Below are 17,988 nucleotides of genomic sequence, written 5' to 3' on the forward strand. Positions count from 1 at the left end.
ATTTACCCCTTTATGTATTTTTTGTATAATACTTGTGTTCCGCTATTCTCTTCTCCATCTGCGATTAGTTCCTCATACAATTCCTTCGCCAAAGTTAAACCAGGTACTGGTAATTGTAATTTGTCAGCTTCATCTAAAGCAATCTTCATATCTTTCATAAAATGCTTCACATAAAAACCAGGTTCAAAATCTCCCTTTAACATTCGAGGAGCTAAATTACTTAATGACCAGCTGCCTGCTGCGCCTGTCGAAATACTCTCTAATACTTTATCTGCATTAAGCCCGGCCTTTTTCGCATATGCCACCGCTTCACATACACCTATCATGTTAGAAGCAATTGCAATTTGATTGCACATTTTCGTATGTTGTCCACTCCCAGCTGGTCCTTGTAACTGAATATTTGTTCCTAGTTTTTCAAATAACGGTAAACATCTATCATATATGTCTTTCTCTCCACCGACCATAATTGCAAGCCTTGCTTCTTTAGCACCAACATCTCCTCCAGATACAGGGGCATCTAACGTAAATACATTCTTTCTTTTACCAACTTCATTTATACGTTTTGCCAATGTTGGTGTAGATGTCGTAAAATCAATGGCTATCGTGCCTTCATTTGCATTCTCTATAATGCCTTCACTTCCAAAGTAGACTTCTTCAACATCATGTGGATATCCAACCATAGTCATTACAACATCTACTTGCTTCACTAACTCTTTCGGTGTATCACACCAATTTGCACCATCTTGTACTAAAAAATCTGTCTTCGCTTTCGTTCTATTATATACATATACTTTATGACCGCCTTGCATTAAATGATGTACCATACTTTTTCCCATTACACCAATACCGATGAAACCTATTGATAAAGTTTTACGTTCCATTTTCTCATCCCCTTTGTTCTAATAAATCATTTACCATCTTTCGGAACTCTTTATTAAAATCATCATCCATACTATTTTTCACATTTGAAAATAAAATAACAAAAGTCCCTTTTTCTTTATTAAAATTATTGAAAGTGTTCCAACCAGATAATACACCATGATTATGAAAATAGTCCGGATATATATAAAAACTAAATGCATACTTCCGTTCTGCTGAAGGTGTAAACATCGCTTGTATACTTTGTTCAGAAAGAAGCTTTCCATTTATAATCGCTTCATCTAATTTCTTCATATCTCCTACTGTCGTATACATCTCACCAGAGCCATATAACCAGTCCATCCCTAATTTTTGCGCTGGTACAAGTTCTTGATCTTTCTTCACATAACCCTTCGTGAAGTTTTTATCTCCAGGCACCATATTTCCCATACCTGATTCATGCATCTCTGCCTTTGTAAATATATTTTCTTTTATATAATCTCCTAAAGGCTTTTTCGTTATGTTTTCTATAATATAAGCAAGTACCATATAATTATAATCCGTATACTTCCAACCTGTTCCTGGTGGAAAATCCAACTTTTGACTTCCAATCCAATTTATTAAATTGATACGTGAAGCTACATTAACCTTTCCTTTCCCATTTTCCGGTAAACCAGATGTATGCGTTAACAAGTGATATAACGTAATGTTTTTATCTGCTGGAAATGAAGGAATGTATTTATTTACATTATCTTGGATATTTAACTTCCCTTGTTCTTGTAGCTGTAAAACAGATGTAGCAACAACTGTTTTCGTAATAGAACCGATACGATATTTTGTTTGAGGCGTATTTTCTATTTTATTTTGAACATCAGCATATCCATATCCTTTATTCAATATAACATGCTCTTTATCTGTCACCAAAACTGTCCCATTAAATTGCTTTCCTACTAAATATTGATCTAACTTTTGAGATATACTAGCATAATCGATTTTTTGTACTTCTTCTATATTATCCTGTACCTCTGACTCAATAGCGGGAGTTACCTTTGTTGTTAATACTACTTGTTCCTTTAGATCGGGACTATAGAGAAAATAGTATACTCCGCCGCAAACTACAGCAGACAATGAAGCCATAATCATTATTTTTTTTTTCATATTGTTCCTCCATAATTACTTCGTGAAGAATGGTCCCCCACATTCTATTATCAGGCAATAAAAAAAAATCGCAACAATTTGTTGCGAAAAATCACATTTTTTCCTTTCTATATATACATACTTGATTTTTCCCATTTTTTTTTGCTTCATATAATGCAATATCCGCTCTTTGCATTAATTCCTCTTTAGTAATTCCTTGCTCATATAACGCAACTCCAAAACTCGCTGTTAATTTCGAAATTCCAGAAAATTGCTTTGTTTCAATGAAAAATCGTAACGATTCCGCAACTTGAAACGCTTCTTTTTCTACCGTATCTGTCACTAATATTATAAATTCTTCTCCTCCCCACCTTGCAAATATATGTTGATGTTCAAATTTAGATTTCATAAGATTTGCAAGTTGTACTAATGCTAAATCGCCAAAATCATGACCATATGTGTCATTTACTGATTTAAAGTTATCTATATCAAACAAAATAAGTGCTATTTTTTTATCATTACGTATTACATTCTCCCACTCTGTCTCCAATATTTGCTGGAATTTCAAACGATTATATATTTCTGTCAATGAATCTATCATAGCCAGTCTTTCTTGCTCTTGATAGATTTCATCTAATTCTGTAATCTCTGTGCATTTTACTATAAATCGCGATAAGTCTTCTGGTAATGGTGTCGCACGTAATAAAAAGGTAGAAGCTTCCCCTTCATAATTGTGCATCTTAATTCTTCTTCCATTTGATAAAGTATCATCCAGCCATGTTACATCGTGAGTCGTCGAATAATATCCAGTCTCTCTTATAAGATGTTCTGCAAACACTAAATGTTGTTCACGATAGGTAAATAAATTATCATATCCGAAAAACTCTAAAAAATTTGTATTACAATCAACAATCTCATCATCTTCTACTATAAATAATAAATCATTTTGAAAATCAAACATCGTTTGAAGTAATTCCTGTTGTAAACTTACTTGTCGCACTAAAGAAAGCTGATATAAACTCTTATTCACTTCCTCCAGTACTACTTGTGGGGTTACTGGTGCTATAACAATATTACGTATTCCTAACAGTAGTAAATCTGCAAACTCATTGTTTATCTGTTGATCCCAAATGATAATGAATGTGCTCTGTGAATTATATATATTCTTTATATATTTTATTTGAGCAAAATCTGTTACATACATAATTACAATATGCGGTCTAGTTCTATGAAACAACATTTCTCCTTCTTCAAAACTATTTGCTATAAACATACATTTTGGATGGACGTTTTCTATCGTTTGTTGATGTGTACATCCATCTTCTATATAAAGGACATTCAACTGAAGATCTTGTAATACATTTTGGAAAACAGTATTCTCTAATAAAAAATGTAGTATGTTCATCACTAGTCTTCACTCACTTCATATATCTTGTTCTACTGAATTCCTCGCAATCATTTTATAAAAAATAGTTCTCAAAAAAATCCGATTAGTGAGGAATGCATATTAACAAGCTAATTGAGAATGTTATCTTCGCTTATCTACTCTGGAAACTCCTTTTTTAGTGTATGATTATAGGAATTGTATCGTTTGTATGAATGCCCCATCTCGTTACTTAAAACTTGACAATTAAAATAAAGTTATTATATTCTTAAATTCAATAACTTACAAAATGTAAGTAGAATATATTACATTTATTTTATATTAAGTTGATATGTAATTTGGAGGATATATAATGACAAACAATGACTTTTTTAACGTTTTATATGAACGCACATCTACACGTGCATTCAACCCTGAAAAAGAAATTTCATCTACAGAATTACATGAAATTTTAAAAGCCGCTGCACAAGCACCTTCTGCTTGGAACTTGCAACACTGGAAATTCCTTGTTTTCCAAGGCGAAAACGTACAAAAACGATTACATCCAATTGCTTATAACCAACAACAAATTCTTGATGCTTCTGCCGTAGTCGCTATTTTAGGTGATTTAGAAGCATATAAAAATGTTGAACCTGTTTACGGTCCAATTGTTGAACAAGGATTTATGAAAGAAGAAGCAAAAGAGCGCTTAGCTAAAAACATTGAATCTGCATATACTCGTGAGCAATACCCACGAGATGCTGCCTTTTCAAATGCTGCTTTAGCAGCAATGCAACTTATGCTTGCTGCTAAAGCAACTGGTTGGGATACTTGCGCTATTGGTGGATTCAACCCACAAGCACTAATGGAAGAATTTAATGTTTCATCTCGTTACGTACCAATTATGCTTATTACAATTGGTGAATCCACTTTAAAAGGTCACCCTGCACCGCGCATGAGCGTAGAACAAGTGAGTGAATGGGCGAAATAATAAAAAACGAAGGTAATTTCATTACCTTCGTTTTTTTATATTCTGTTACACATCCGTAATATTACAATGTATTATTCGACATCTATACGTAGAGAAATCGTAATTTTCATGCTATCCCCATAAACAAATATGGCGTTTTGTGTCGAAATTTGTTAAACCACCGAAAGATAACCGTGTGTTTTTGTTACAATTGTGATACAATGATAACAAATAGATAACAAGAGAGGGATTTTCATTGAGTTCATACGGAAGCTTTATCGCACTTTTAAGTTACATAGTAACTGTACTACTGCTATATTTTATTGGCGATGCTGCAAACATATCAGTGTTACAATTCCCAAAAGAAGAAGTGTTCCAATTAGAAGCAGAAAAACATACTGCACGATCCATTGCACCACTACTCCTAGCTCTTCCTGTATATATCATCGTTTTATATAAAAGCAAAAAAGTGTAAAGGCTACCTAATTTATTTCATTTCGGTGGTCTTTACATTTTTTTGTGATATTTCCCCTATTTTAAACATCATTCCATACTAAATACCCACCTAGTCATTTAAAATGAGAAAATCCCCTAGAAAAATTTTCATTATCTGTCCAGTCACCAACTACCGAACTTACATAGATTATAAGTGTGAAGGGGGTGATGAGGATTATGTTTGGATCATTTGGATGCTGTGATAACTTTAAAGAATGTCATCATCGAGAGAGAGAGAGAAGAAGTTAGACCACAACGACCTGCTGTATGTAACGTACTTGCTACTATTTCAGTTGGAACAGAAATTTCTCTTTTAAGTATTAGAGTCCATCAATCATTCCGCAATGTAATTTTTGAAGGATTCTGTAACGGTGTTGCTCTTTTCTCTGCTTTAGCTAATAACAACAAAGATAACAACAATAAAGACGATAAGAACAATCAAAATACTTTTACTGGCATTTTACGTGTATGCCCAACTGATATTATCGCAATCGCTATCTAATTCTGTTCCTTATCCTCTATAGTAAGAAAATAAGATTTACTTTTCTCATAGCAAAAACCTGAGACCGATTTCAAATCGACTCAGGTTTTTTTTTATTATATGCTTTTAACTAATTCAACAACTTCTTCAGCAGTTGACATTGTTAATGCTTTTTCTGCTAATGTTTCCATTTCTGCTTTTGACAATTTGCTTAATTGTGTTCTTGCAGGAAGGATAGATGTTGCACTCATACTGAACTCATCTAAGCCTAATCCTAATAATAATGGGATAGCAAGTGAATCTCCCGCCATCTCACCACACATACCAGCCCATTTGCCCTCTTTATGAGCAGCGTCGATAACCATTTTTACAAGACGTAAAATAGATGGGTTATATGGTTGGTATAAGTAAGCTACTTGTTCGTTCATACGGTCCGCAGCCATTGTGTATTGGATTAAGTCGTTTGTTCCGATAGAGAAGAAATCAACTTCTTTTGCGAATTGATCTGCTAATACTGCTGAAGCTGGAATTTCAACCATCATACCAACTTCAATAGAATCAGAAACAGTTGTACCCGCTTCTACAAGTTTTGCTTTCTCTTCTAATAAGATCGCTTTCGCTTGACGGAACTCATCAAGAGTTGCAATCATTGGGAACATAATTTTTAAGTTACCGTATACGCTAGCACGAAGTAATGCACGAAGTTGTGTACGGAACACATCTTGCTCATCAAGACATAAGCGAATTGCACGGTATCCTAAGAATGGGTTCATTTCTTTTGGTAAATGTAAGTATGGAAGCTCTTTATCTCCACCGATGTCAAGTGTACGAACAACGACAGGTTGACCTTCTTTTACACCTTCAAGAACTGCTTTATACGCATCGAACTGCTCTTCTTCTGTTGGAAGATTGTCACGGCCCATGTATAAGAATTCTGTACGGTATAAACCAACGCCTTCTCCGCCATTATCGATAATACCTTGTACATCATTTGGTGTTCCGATATTAGCAACAAGCTCAACGTGATGTCCATCGCTTGTTACAGTAGCTTGGTCTTTTAATTTTGCCCATACAGCTTTTTGCTCTTCAAATTTCGCTTTCTTTTCTTCAAACGAACGAAGAGTTTCTTCTGATGGATTTACAATTACTTCTCCATCTAAACCGTCAATGATTACGATATCGCCGTTTTGGATTTTCTCCATAACAACTTTCGTACCAACAACAGCTGGAATTTCCATAGAACGAGCCATAATTGCAGAGTGAGATGTACGTCCACCGATATCAGTTGTGAAACCTTTTGCATACTTACGGTTTAACTGAGCTGTATCAGATGGTGTTAAATCTTCAGCAATAATGATTACTTCTTCAGAAATTGTACCAGGATTTGAGAAGTTAATTCCTAGTAAATGTGCAAGAACGCGTTTTGTTACGTCGCGAATATCCGCAGCACGTTCTTTCATATATTCGTTATCCATGTTTTCAAACATAGAAATAAACATTGATGCAACTTCATCCATTGCAAATTCAGCATTTACTTTTTCGCTATTTACTTTATCTTTTACTGGATTTACTAATTCCGGATCATTTAATACTAATAAATGTGCTTCAAAGATAGCAGCTTTATCAGCACCTAACTCAGCAAAAGCGTGGTCCTTAATAGCTTCTAGTTCAGATTTTGCTTTCTCAAGCGCAGCGTCTAAGCGTGCAATTTCAGCAGCTTCGTTCGTAATTGATTTCTTTTCAATGTTAAATTCAGGATTCTCAAGTCTGAAAGCCTTTGCAATAGCAATCCCACTTGATGCAGCGATCCCTTGGATATTAAGAGTCATTATTCTCCTAATCCTTCGTTTTTCATAGTTTCTTCGATAGCTGCTAGTGCTTGAGCTGCATCATCACCATTTGCAGTGATCTTAATTTCCGCGCCTTGTTGAATTCCTAAAGACATAACACCCATGATTGATTTTAAGTTAACGTTTTTTCCGTTATACTCTAAGTTAATGTCAGAACCAAATTTGCTTGCAGTGTTTACAAGTAGAGTTGCTGGACGAGCATGAATTCCTGAATCGCTAGTTACTTTAAAGATTTTTTCCATGATAATTTATCTCCTTTAAATTACGTATTTTTTTAGTTGTATAGACGTGAGTACTACATCATCTATTGTATATAATAGGCGATGTTCGGTCAACCACATCGCCTATTATAATTATAAACATTTTGCGTCAAATTCCTATTGAATGTCAATAATAGCGTTTTCGCCCTTTTTAACATTTCCATCTTTTTTCAATTCGACTTGTTGCCCTTGTTGTAAATTCGTAAAGACGATTGGTGTAATAATAGATGGTGCATTTTCTTTTACAAATGCAAGATCTACTTTTAATAATGGTTGTCCTTGCTTCACTTTATCACCTTGTGCTATAAGCGCTTCAAAGCCTTCACCATTTAATTTTACAGTATCAATACCAAAGTGGATTAAAATTTCTTTTCCACCTTCAGACTGAATACCAATCGCATGTTTTGTAGGGAATACATTTACAATCTCACCATTAACTGGAGAAACTACTGTTCCTTCTGTTGGCTCAATCGCAAATCCATCTCCCATCATTTTCCCTGAGAATACTTGGTCAGGTACTTCTGTAATCGGTAAGATTTTCCCTTCAATTGGTGAAACGATTGTTTCATTTTCATCAACTTGTTGAGGAGTTTCTTCCACTTTTACAGGCTCTTCTTTTTCAACATGAGGTGTACGACCTGACATAATATCATGAATTTGTGATTTTAATGTGTCAGATTTCGGTCCAAAAATAGCTTGAATGTTATTTCCAACTTCAAGTACACCAGCTGCTCCAAGCTCTTTTAAGCGGTCTTTATTTACATTCTTTTGTTCGTTAACTTGTACACGTAAACGAGTAATACAAGCATCTAAAGAAGCGATGTTTTCTTTACCACCAAGTGCTACTAATACTTCACGTGGAAGTTCACCTGCTTCTGTTTTTCCTGCACCGTCATTCGCATTTGCTACTTCACGACCAGGTGTTTTTAAATCCCATTTACGGATTGCAAAGCGGAATCCGAAGTAGTAAATAACTGCTAGTACAAGACCAACAATAATTACCCACCACCATGCTGTACGGCCTGGTAGTACACCGAATAAGATAAAGTCGATTAAACCACCAGAGAATGTCATACCAATTTTAACACCTAAAATTTGCATTGTCATAAATGATAGACCAGCGAATACTGCGTGAATTCCGAATAATACTGGTGCTACGAATAAGAATGAAAATTCAAGTGGTTCTGTAATACCTGTTAAGAAAGATGTTAATGCAGCAGATCCTAAAATACCAGCTGCTAATTTTTTATTTTCTGGACGTGCTTCATGGTACATTGCTAAAGCGGCAGCTGGAAGACCGAACATCATGAACGGATACTTACCAGTTGTAAATGTACCTGCTGTTAATTCCACACCATCTTTTAACTGTGCCATAAAGATTTTTTGGTCACCGCGGATTAATTCGCCAGCTGCATTTGTATACTGACCGAATTCGAACCAGAACGGTGAATAGAAAATATGATGTAATCCAAATGGAATTAATGAACGTTCGATTAAACCGAATATAAATGCTGCTAACGTTCTATTTGCATCAATCATTTGATGTGAGAACGTATTTAAGCCACCTTGAATGTATGGCCAAACGAAGCACATGATAATACCTACTACTAAAGAGAATGTTGCAGTTGCGATCGGTACGAAACGCTTACCTGCAAAGAAACCTAAGTATGATGGTAATTCAATGTTGAAGTATTTATTATAGCAATATGCAGCTACTATCCCGACGATAATACCACCAAATACTCCTGTTTGTAGCGTTGGAATTCCTAATACGTTTGCATATGCTGGATCTGCAAATCCAATTTTCACTGGATCTGTTCCAGAACTTGTTACCTTCACTAGCTTATCTACTTCTAAGAACACACTCATCGTTTTGTTCATAATTAAGTAGCCGACGAATGCTGCTAAACCAGCTACTCCGTCTCCACCAGCTAAACCGATTGCTACCCCAACTGCGAATAATAATGCAAGGTTAGCGAAAATAATATCACCCGATTGTTCCATAATTTTTGCAACCATTACGAACCAATCTGCTTTTAAAGCAGGAATAACATTTGTTAACTGTGGATTTTGAAATGCATTACCAAATCCAAGTAAAATACCTGCTGCCGGTAAAATCGCTACTGGAAGCATGAGCGCTTTTCCGACTTTTTGAAGAACACCAAAGATCTTCTTAAACATGGAAACCCTTCCTCTCTTATCTATATTGATACTTTTCGACAAACGCCAAAAAGGCATGAGGAAAAAAAAGATAGAACGATAGCTATACAAAGGGTAGTATGTCCCTTTATTTAGCTTACATTCCCAACTTCTCTCCACTCATGCCTGATCGAATCAGTAACACGTGTCAAAAATAGGATTACGTATAAGTTCACTATAATTAAGGCAAACGTTTTCGTTACTTACCTTAATGTGTTTGTCGAATTTTGTATAACTTTGCAATAGTTATTATACATAACTATTGTAAGCGATTCAATCATTTTTTTTAACGTTTTCATTTTAGACAAAAATATATGTCTTTTTACACATGTTCTGCTTTCACTAATCGTTGTAAATGCATCGTTAAATAAATACTCTCCGCTTCATATACAGGGAGTTGCAATTCTTTCTGCATTACTTTGACTAGTTTCCACGCCAAATTATAACAAACTGGATATTCCAACTTTAATAAATCAGCAAAACTTTGTGCTTCTTCTACTTTTTCTCCTTTTTTCACCCGCTCAATAGCATATTGTAAATGGCGAATAAGGCGTAAATAATGAATGCTTTCTTGGTCTAATGTAATTTGTAAGCTTGTCTCAATTAAAGACACAAGTTGTGCAATAAGACGGGAATTTTGATTAACAGAAGATAAATCAGAGTTTGTAAGCGAGCTGTAAATGTGAAGTGCGATAAAGCCAACTTCCCCTTCTGGCAATGTAATTTGCAAACGAGAATTTAAAAGTTGCACAACGCCTTCAGCAATTTCATATTCCTCTGGATATAGCATTTTCGTTTCAACTAAAAAAGGATTATCTATTGTAAGTCCTTGTTTCAGCCTTTTAATTGCAAAAGAAATATGATCTGTTAAAGCGATATGAATATGTTCATTTAATGGAGATTCCGCTTTTTCTTGAATATATAACATAATATCATTCATCAATTCAATTAGCTTTTCACTCACATGTGGTACTAAAAGTTTGTATTGTTCTCGATCACGTTCATTTTTTAAAACAAACATTTTCTCAATTTGTTCTTGCTCCAACACATCTTCAGCCTTTTTCCCAAATCCAATTCCTTTACCGATCACTACTACTTCCTCGTGTTCAGGATGGCTAGCAATGATGACATTATTATTTAAAACTTTTTTAATTTCTAGATAATTACTCATATAACACCACCCTCGTACTTAAATAGCCTGCTTTTATGTTACAGAATATTCTTCTTTGTCGTCAATGTAAAACATCTACCATTTAATAAAAATTCATTTTTTAGACATGTTTATATATGATGCGTATAATGTAAGAGCAACTGTACATAGAAAGGAGATAGCAACATGATTAAAATGTTTGTAAGTGATATCGATGGTACAATGATGCAACACGGAGGTCTTATCGACGAACAGGATGTTATGGCCCTACGCAGTTTAGCTGAACAAAATGTAATTCTTTGTTTCGCTTCAGGAAGACTTGATAATGAAATTGCAGATTTGATGAAGGCAGTTAATACAAATTTCCACCGCATTAGTGTGAATGGTGTATTTGTGTATACAAACGATAATAAACAACTACTATCCGCTACATTCGACTCTAGTATTTTACCTGATTTATTAGCGATGACAAAAGAAGATCCTTACTTCCGTTATGTAAGCGATGAACATAATTACTACATTGAAGAGAAGACACCTTTTATACATGAGTTAGAAAAACAAATAACAATGACTTCTATTGAAGAACCAAATTTATTACAAAAAATTGATGATACCATTTATCCAAATAAAATTTCTGTCGGTGGAACGAAAGAGGATTTACAAGTTCTTCAGGAAAAGATTGACGAAAAATTCACTGGAAAAGTTAGTACTTTCATTTCAGCAGAACAATGTTTAGATGTGATGCCACCAAATATTAGTAAAGGTTCTGCTATTTCTATTTTATTAAAAGAATTTCAAATACAACCAGAGGAAGTTGCTTGTATAGGGGATTCTTATAATGATATTCCAATGTTTTCTTTAACTCCTCACAGTTTTGCTATGTCTCAAGCAGATGAGGCAGTAAAAAAGCATGCTCACTATGTAGTAGATACAGTCAAGGATGCTGTTAACCACGTGATTGCTCATAATAAAAATACGACTCGCTCCTTATAAGGATGAGTCGTATTTTTATTTCTTTACATGTTGAAAACATCAAAGTTCACTGTACTTCACAAACTGAAATATATTACTTGTTACGTGCGATGTTCGTAATAAACTTATAACGGTCACCACGATAAATACATTTCACATACTCTAACGGTAACTCACCTTCTGAATAAGACCATTGACGCATTACAAGTACAGGCGCCTTTTTAGGAATATGCAGATGTTCAGCTTCGTTATCCGTTGCAATTGAAGCCTCAATTGACTGAGTAGCGCGAACTAGCTTAAAGCCCAGTTTTTTCTCTAAATGTTCATATAAAGATTGTTGCAATATTTCTTCGTTAATATCTTTCACAAGAGTTGGCGACAAATATGTCGTCTCAAATGCAATCGGTTCGTCATCAGCTAAGCGAGTACGCCTCACCTCATAAACCGATTCTCCCTCTTGTATTCTTAGCCGGTCTGCTATTTTAGCAGTAGCTGGAACTAGGCGGAAACTTAATAACTGGCTGCTCGGTTTCATACCACGAGAAATCATATCTTCTGTGAATCCCGTCATCCCTTGCAACTTTTGCTCCACTTTCGGAAGTTGGACGAACGTTCCAATTCCACGCTTCCGGTATAAATACCCTTGTTCCACTAAGTTATTAATTGCCTGTCTGATTGTCATACGACTCACTTCGAACTTATCACAAAGTTCATTCTCAGATGGAATTTTATCTCCCGGCTTCCATTCGCCGTCCTCAATTAGCTGTTTCACCCACTCTTGAATCTGATAATAGATCGGAAATGGTGAATACTTGTCGATGTTCATCAGCAATCGCCTCACTGCATAAAGATAGAGCTTCTGGATCTGCGATTACGGTTACATTCGGATGACGTTGTAAAACTGTAGCAGGACACGCCTCACTATATTCACCTTGCAATAATTCTTTAATAGCTTCTGCCTTTTTAGATCCCATAGCAACAAGTAGAATTTGTTTCGCTTTCATAATGCTTCCAATTCCCATTGTAATCGCATGAGTCGGCACATCTTCTTCATTTTCAAAGAAGCGAAGATTTGCTTGGCGTGTAGATTCTGTTAATTCCACAATGTTAGTTGGAGAATTAAATGGTGTTCCTGGCTCATTAAATCCGATGTGACCGTTTTCACCGATTCCAAGAATCTGTAAGTCAACTGGGTTAGCTGCTAGAATGCCTTCATAACGCTTGCACTCTTCCTCTAAATCACTTGCCATCCCGTTTGGTACATAAGTTTGTTTAAATGGAAGATGATCAAACAACTGTTCTTGCATGAAATAGTGATAGCTGTTTTTATCTTCATGTGGTAAATTTACGTACTCATCTAAGTTTACAGTGGTTGCATGACTTGTATCAAGTTTATTTTTTCGCATTTCTGCATAAATACCTAATGGAGAGCTTCCTGTAGCCATTCCTAATGTTGGATTTTCTTTTGATTTTACAACCCCTTCAATTAACTTATAACCTGCTTCTGCTAATTCTTCTGGAGTTTTTACAACAAGAATATTCATTTAATTACTTCCCTTCCTTCATATGAATTCCTAAACGCACCGTATCATATACATGTAATTCTTCAGTCATAACAACAAAGTCTGCATCTTTACCTACCGCTAACGCACCTTTATTATTTAATCCAAACTCTTTTGCTTGGTTAACCGATGTCATGAGTACTGCATCCTCGATTGAACATCCTGTAAATTCAATTACATTTCGGAAAGCTTGATCCATTTTCAAAATACTACCAGCTAACGTTCCATCTTCTAATCGGGCACTACCATCTTTTACATGTACTGGCTGTCCGCCAAGCTCATATAATCCATCTTCAAGACCTTTTGCACGCATTGCATCAGTAATGACACTTACTTTTTTTGGTCCTTTTAATTTATATGCTAATTTCACCATATCAGGGTGAATATGAATACCATCTGTAATTACTTCAACCATTACATCTGGATTTAATAACACATGACCAACAACTCCTGGTTCACGGTGATGTAATCCACGCATTTGATTGTATAAATGTGTTGCATGTGTAATTTTTCTATTTTTCAGTTGTGCATCAATCGCATCTGTATGTCCCATTGTGCCAACAACGCCAGTTTCAGCAAGATACTGTTCAAACTCTAACGCACCTTCTTCTTCCGGCGCATATGTTACTAATTTAATTAGATTACCGCTTGCTTCCTGCCATTGTTTAAATTGCTCGATACTTGCAGGAACAATATGTTCAAGTGGTTGTGCACCCGCACGTTTTTTTGAAACATATGGTCCTTCTAAGTGAATATATTCGAAATGTGCTCCCTTATCTTTCGCTTCCTTGGCAGCAGTTAACGCTGCTTCAATCGCTTCTGGAGCTTGTGTCATCGTTGTTGGGAAGTAAGTTGTAACTCCTTCTTTTAACATTTCTTTACCAAGAGTTACTAATCCATCGCTATTTGCATCCATCGCATCAATATCGTATCCACCATGAATATGAACATCAATCATACCTGGAATCACAATCTTCCCTGCCGCATCTAAAACAGTTTCATTTTCTTGTGATACATATTGAGCCATCAAACCAATTTCTTTAATTGTTTCTGCGTAACGAATAAATCCGTTTTCCACTACTTCTTGACCTGTATAAATTTTGGCATTGATGACAACTTGCGTTTTCATTTTCATCGACCCTTTCCCATGAAATACCTACTTGTTATTATTACCTTATTCGCCTAATTCCATCTTAATATACACACGAGTAGTTGTCTATACATTCTAATGAAATTTCCTCTTTGTTCAGCAAAAAAGGAAATTAATTGTTTCTCTCTCAATTATAATATATGTTATTCATTTTTTCCAAAAAGGGAAAATAACCTCTTATATAATTAGTTACTTAAGTAATGGCATCAAGCCGCTCGACCACATTGCAATATGTTCACCATCTGTTTCTATTTCTACTGTTCGTTTGTTTGTTCCATATAGCATTATACCGTGCTGTTTTAATCGTTTCACTACACTTTGGTGTGGATGCCCATACGGATTTCTACTCCCGTACGAAAGAATAGCGAATTGTGGATCTACTTTTTTCAAGAACGTTTCACTCGTTGAAGTATATGAGCCATGATGCCCCACCTTTAATACATCTGCATGTACATCAAATTGCTCTAATATTTCATTTTCCGTCCGTACATCAGCATCACCCATTAATAAAAAGTCCGCTTTACCATAACGAATCTTTAACACAATTGAAGACTCGTTATTCTCATCTTTCGATTTTCCATTGTTCAATACTTGTATAGAAACATGTGGATCTAGCGGTATGTATTGTCCTTCCTTCACTGGAATGAAAGGAATGCCCCTTTTTTTAATGTTATTTCGATACGTATGATAAGTAAATGAACTATATGTTTTTCCGCTATCTAATACGAGGGAAACTGGCATTTGCTCTACAATTGGAATAAGTCCTCCTATATGGTCCATATCAGGATGAGTACTTACAATTACATCTAAATGATTAATTCTTTTTTCAATTAGTTTTTGAATAATGACCTCTCCCGCTTCATAAGGACCTCCATCTATTAACATCGTTTGACCATTTGGCAATGTAATAAGTGTCGCATCACCTTGTCCAACTTTTAAAAAACTCACTTTCATTTTACCAAAATGTTGCCGCTGCATATGTATAGAAGACGCAGTATGAATAGACATCATATATCTTTTAGCCGATGCGCTGTTTAACGAAAAACATAATAAAACAGAAACCAACAATAGAATATTCCGTACACCTCTCATAACTCGTCTCCTTTTTTCATTTAGTATGGCACGCTCTGTAATTGATATACAAAAAAAGCTTAGCAAAATGCTAAGCTTTTATTTTGATAATTCCTGTAAAGAACCGAAGAATAAATCTGCTTCATTCATTTGTTCATTTTCTTCAGAAAGGGCTGGTAAATCATCTAACGTTTTTAATCCAAACGTGTCCAAAAACTCTTTCGTAGTTCCGTATAAGATAGGACGCCCTGGGCCTTCCGCTCTTCCCGTTTCTTTTATAAGCAAGTGCGAAACTAACGTTTGTAATGCCTTGTCTGTTTTCACTCCTCGAATCTCTTCCATTTCTGTCCTTGTAATCGGTTGACGGTACGCAACGATTGCCAACGTTTCAAGAGCTGCTTGAGAAAGTGAAGCCGCTGTTGGCGTATCTATTAATTTTTGATAGTACGAAGCATGCTCTTTCTTTGTTGCAAAACGATATACTTTTGCATATTGCACAATTTGCAAACCGCGATGCGATCCTTCACATTCCTTCTGCATTTCCTCTATACTGTTTATTACTTCTTCCACTTCAATTTCAAGAACTTTCGCTATCTGTTCTGGATAAATACCTTCGTCACCCGCAACAAATAAAAGCCCTTCAATAATCGCTTTTTGTTCTCTTCTATCCATTTTACGAACTCCTTCCTCCTATTTCCCTATAAAAATACACATAAAAAAACCGAATCACAGTAAATGCGTTCGGTTCAATATTTCTTCTCTCGTTCCAAACGATACATTAAAACCTAACATGAGATAAAATATTTCTACCCCATCTTCACATGCTGGCTCTATACGGATTTATTAGAGCTTGATACGAAAATTTCATCAAAATTATGTTCTTGCTCAATTATGATTTGTTGATTTTTCATCAGTTCAAGAACCGCTAAAAATGTTACAACCATTATTTCACGTTCTTCATCAGCAAACAAATCATAAAAGCTTTGACGACCGCCTTTTACTTCTAACTGCTGTAGTATATCAGTCATTCGCTGTGCAATTGGTATTTCTTGACGAGTAATTCGCGTCGTTACGGGGTTCTTTGCTTTTTTACGGCGCATTAGCTTTTGAAATGCCGCTAACATATCATATAACGTAACATCAAGAGGTAAGCTCGTCTCCTCTTCTTGTTGAAATGATGTAAAATCAATTGGCGGACGTGTATATAGCTGTGCTCTTTCTTGTTCTCTTTCTTTTAACTCAGTAGCAACTTGCTTATATTTCTTATATTCAATTAACCTCTCCATCAATTCTTGACGAGGGTCGTCTATAAAGTCATCACCGTTATCAGGTACATCTTCTTCTTGTTTCGGTAGCAACATTTTACTTTTAATTTGTAATAACGTTGCAGCCATTACTAAATACTCACTGGCAACATCTAATTGTAGTTCTTTCATCGTATGGACATAAGATAGATATTGCTCTGTAATTTCCGCTACAGGAATATTATATATATCAATTTCGTAACGATGTATTAAGTGTAACAATAGATCTAAAGGCCCTTCAAAAGCCTCTACTTTAAAATTATACTGCACAAAGCATCCCACCACATTTTTTCTATAACAACATAAGTATAGAGCATACTCATGTTCTATCCAACCTTTTTAAGAAATTTAATTAAAAATAGACCTATGCCCATGTCATAATGCCCACCGCTTCATATGATAACAATGTAGTAAGAACAATGTAGGAGGTCAAAAAACTATGGGTCACGTTGATTGCGGTTTTAGCGGTGGATTCGCATTACTTGTTGTACTGTTCATTTTACTAATCATTGTAGGAGCAGCTTGCTTCTGCTAATATGAAGCAATAAAGCGACTAGGGATATTTCCCTAGTCGCTTATTGTTAATATTTCTATGATACACTGTACATATAACCGTTAGACAGGAGCGAAAAAAATGTATCCTACCGAGTACATGCAATTTTTAATTCATTTTCATGGAGACTATGATTATTTTGAATGTCATGAAATACTAGAAGAGTATTGGAAATTAAAGCCTAGAGGAGAACGTGACAATTACTTAGTCGGTCTCATTCAAATTGCTGTTTCCTTATACCATCATAGACGATCCAATTGGAATGGTGCAGAGAAGATGATAAAAAGCGCAATAACAATTTTAGAAAAGAACAGCGCGCAATTACATCAATTCGGAATAGATCATAAACAACTTACATTCTTATTAAATGAAAGATTACAATCTATCCACAAAAAGGAAAATTTTGCCCCGTTATTTTTACCATTATTAGACGTATCGCTAGAAAAACAATGCATACAGTTATGTAAGAAACAAAACCTCTCTTGGAAAGATGCGAACGTCATTCCTGGTGAATACATCATAAATAAGCACACATTGCGTGATCGAACAGAAGTCATTTCTGAACGACACGAACAACTACAAAAAAGAAAGCAGAGATAATAAACTACTTATC

18 protein-coding genes and 1 pseudogene are annotated in these 17,988 nt (G+C 35.3%); 6 read left to right on the forward strand and 13 right to left on the reverse strand.

The window, feature by feature from the left end:
* Positions 1–2 precede the first annotated feature (2 nt).
* From LUS72_RS20035 to LUS72_RS20045, 3 genes are all read right to left on the reverse strand, one after another.
* Complete coding sequence (locus tag LUS72_RS20035; protein WP_097830822.1) at positions 3–881, reverse strand: NAD(P)-dependent oxidoreductase; 879 nt, start codon at positions 879–881, stop codon at positions 3–5.
* A 4-nt stretch (positions 882–885) separates the two neighbouring features.
* Positions 886–2,016 carry a serine hydrolase domain-containing protein gene (locus LUS72_RS20040; RefSeq protein WP_128853534.1) on the reverse strand — a complete coding sequence of 377 codons (1,131 nt, stop codon included), beginning with the start codon at positions 2,014–2,016 and terminating at the stop codon, positions 886–888.
* 91 nt (positions 2,017–2,107) lie between these two features.
* Complete coding sequence (locus LUS72_RS20045; protein ID WP_141533246.1) at positions 2,108–3,400, reverse strand: GGDEF domain-containing protein; 1,293 nt, start codon at positions 3,398–3,400, stop codon at positions 2,108–2,110.
* A 331-nt stretch (positions 3,401–3,731) separates the two neighbouring features.
* Between LUS72_RS20045 and LUS72_RS20050 the strand changes: the two genes are divergently transcribed.
* From LUS72_RS20050 to LUS72_RS20060, 3 genes and pseudogenes are all read left to right on the forward strand, one after another.
* Positions 3,732–4,349 carry a nitroreductase family protein gene (locus LUS72_RS20050; RefSeq protein WP_071746939.1) on the forward strand — a complete coding sequence of 206 codons (618 nt, stop codon included), beginning with the start codon at positions 3,732–3,734 and terminating at the stop codon, positions 4,347–4,349.
* 235 nt (positions 4,350–4,584) lie between these two features.
* Complete coding sequence (locus tag LUS72_RS20055; RefSeq protein WP_071746940.1) at positions 4,585–4,803, forward strand: hypothetical protein; 219 nt, start codon at positions 4,585–4,587, stop codon at positions 4,801–4,803.
* Between the two features lie 197 nt (positions 4,804–5,000).
* Positions 5,001–5,325, forward strand: a pseudogene (locus LUS72_RS20060) (DUF3915 family protein).
* A 95-nt stretch (positions 5,326–5,420) separates the two neighbouring features.
* Here LUS72_RS20060 and ptsP read toward each other — a convergent pair.
* The 4 genes from ptsP to glcT form a co-directional block, all read right to left on the reverse strand.
* Positions 5,421–7,133: a phosphoenolpyruvate--protein phosphotransferase gene (gene ptsP / locus LUS72_RS20065; RefSeq protein WP_000174202.1), complete on the reverse strand. Its 1,713-nt coding sequence runs from the start codon at positions 7,131–7,133 to the stop codon at positions 5,421–5,423.
* Positions 7,133–7,396 carry a phosphocarrier protein HPr gene (ptsH, locus tag LUS72_RS20070; protein ID WP_000411079.1) on the reverse strand — a complete coding sequence of 88 codons (264 nt, stop codon included), beginning with the start codon at positions 7,394–7,396 and terminating at the stop codon, positions 7,133–7,135. Before ptsH ends, ptsP begins: the two co-directional genes overlap by 1 nt.
* A gap of 135 nt (positions 7,397–7,531) precedes the next feature.
* The gene (gene ptsG, locus LUS72_RS20075) at positions 7,532–9,595 is read right to left on the reverse strand and encodes a PTS glucose transporter subunit IIABC (protein WP_264448162.1); all 2,064 of its coding nucleotides are present in this window, start codon (positions 9,593–9,595) and stop codon (positions 7,532–7,534) included.
* A gap of 340 nt (positions 9,596–9,935) precedes the next feature.
* Positions 9,936–10,784, reverse strand: coding sequence for a glucose PTS transporter transcription antiterminator GlcT (gene glcT / locus LUS72_RS20080; protein WP_097830819.1), 849 nt, complete (start codon positions 10,782–10,784; stop codon positions 9,936–9,938).
* A gap of 165 nt (positions 10,785–10,949) precedes the next feature.
* Here glcT and LUS72_RS20085 point away from each other — a divergent pair, with 165 nt between their 5' ends.
* On the forward strand, positions 10,950–11,756 hold the full coding sequence (locus LUS72_RS20085) for an HAD family hydrolase (protein ID WP_097830818.1): 807 nt from the start codon (positions 10,950–10,952) through the stop codon (positions 11,754–11,756).
* Positions 11,757–11,829: 73 nt separating this feature from the next.
* On the opposite strand, the gene phnF is transcribed toward LUS72_RS20085, so the two are convergent.
* The 6 genes from phnF to scpA all read right to left on the reverse strand — a co-directional run bounded on the left by phnF (position 11,830) and on the right by scpA (position 17,092).
* Positions 11,830–12,561 (reverse strand): phosphonate metabolism transcriptional regulator PhnF, encoded by a 732-nt coding sequence (gene phnF, locus LUS72_RS20090; protein ID WP_071746946.1) that lies wholly within the window; start codon positions 12,559–12,561, stop codon positions 11,830–11,832.
* Positions 12,491–13,279, reverse strand: coding sequence for a glucosamine-6-phosphate deaminase (gene nagB, locus LUS72_RS20095; RefSeq protein ID WP_097830817.1), 789 nt, complete (start codon positions 13,277–13,279; stop codon positions 12,491–12,493). Before nagB ends, phnF begins: the two co-directional genes overlap by 71 nt.
* A 4-nt stretch (positions 13,280–13,283) precedes the next feature.
* Positions 13,284–14,426: an N-acetylglucosamine-6-phosphate deacetylase gene (gene nagA / locus LUS72_RS20100; protein WP_097831048.1), complete on the reverse strand. Its 1,143-nt coding sequence runs from the start codon at positions 14,424–14,426 to the stop codon at positions 13,284–13,286.
* 210 nt (positions 14,427–14,636) lie between these two features.
* Positions 14,637–15,539 carry a ComEC/Rec2 family competence protein gene (locus LUS72_RS20105; RefSeq protein ID WP_097830816.1) on the reverse strand — a complete coding sequence of 301 codons (903 nt, stop codon included), beginning with the start codon at positions 15,537–15,539 and terminating at the stop codon, positions 14,637–14,639.
* A gap of 78 nt (positions 15,540–15,617) precedes the next feature.
* Positions 15,618–16,190 carry an SMC-Scp complex subunit ScpB gene (gene scpB, locus LUS72_RS20110; RefSeq protein ID WP_097830815.1) on the reverse strand — a complete coding sequence of 191 codons (573 nt, stop codon included), beginning with the start codon at positions 16,188–16,190 and terminating at the stop codon, positions 15,618–15,620.
* Between the two features lie 158 nt (positions 16,191–16,348).
* On the reverse strand, positions 16,349–17,092 hold the full coding sequence (gene scpA / locus LUS72_RS20115; protein WP_097830814.1) for a segregation/condensation protein A: 744 nt from the start codon (positions 17,090–17,092) through the stop codon (positions 16,349–16,351).
* A 169-nt stretch (positions 17,093–17,261) separates the two neighbouring features.
* On the opposite strand from scpA, the gene LUS72_RS20120 reads away from it, so the two are divergent.
* Both LUS72_RS20120 and LUS72_RS20125 read left to right on the forward strand, forming a co-directional pair.
* Positions 17,262–17,357: a YjcZ family sporulation protein gene (locus LUS72_RS20120; protein ID WP_000510194.1), complete on the forward strand. Its 96-nt coding sequence runs from the start codon at positions 17,262–17,264 to the stop codon at positions 17,355–17,357.
* A 99-nt stretch (positions 17,358–17,456) separates the two neighbouring features.
* Positions 17,457–17,975 (forward strand): DUF309 domain-containing protein, encoded by a 519-nt coding sequence (locus LUS72_RS20125; protein ID WP_097830813.1) that lies wholly within the window; start codon positions 17,457–17,459, stop codon positions 17,973–17,975.
* Positions 17,976–17,988: the final 13 nt, after the last annotated feature.

This window comes from Bacillus cereus (assembly GCF_025917685.1).
GTDB classification, from domain to species: domain Bacteria; phylum Bacillota; class Bacilli; order Bacillales; family Bacillaceae_G; genus Bacillus_A; species Bacillus_A cereus_AT.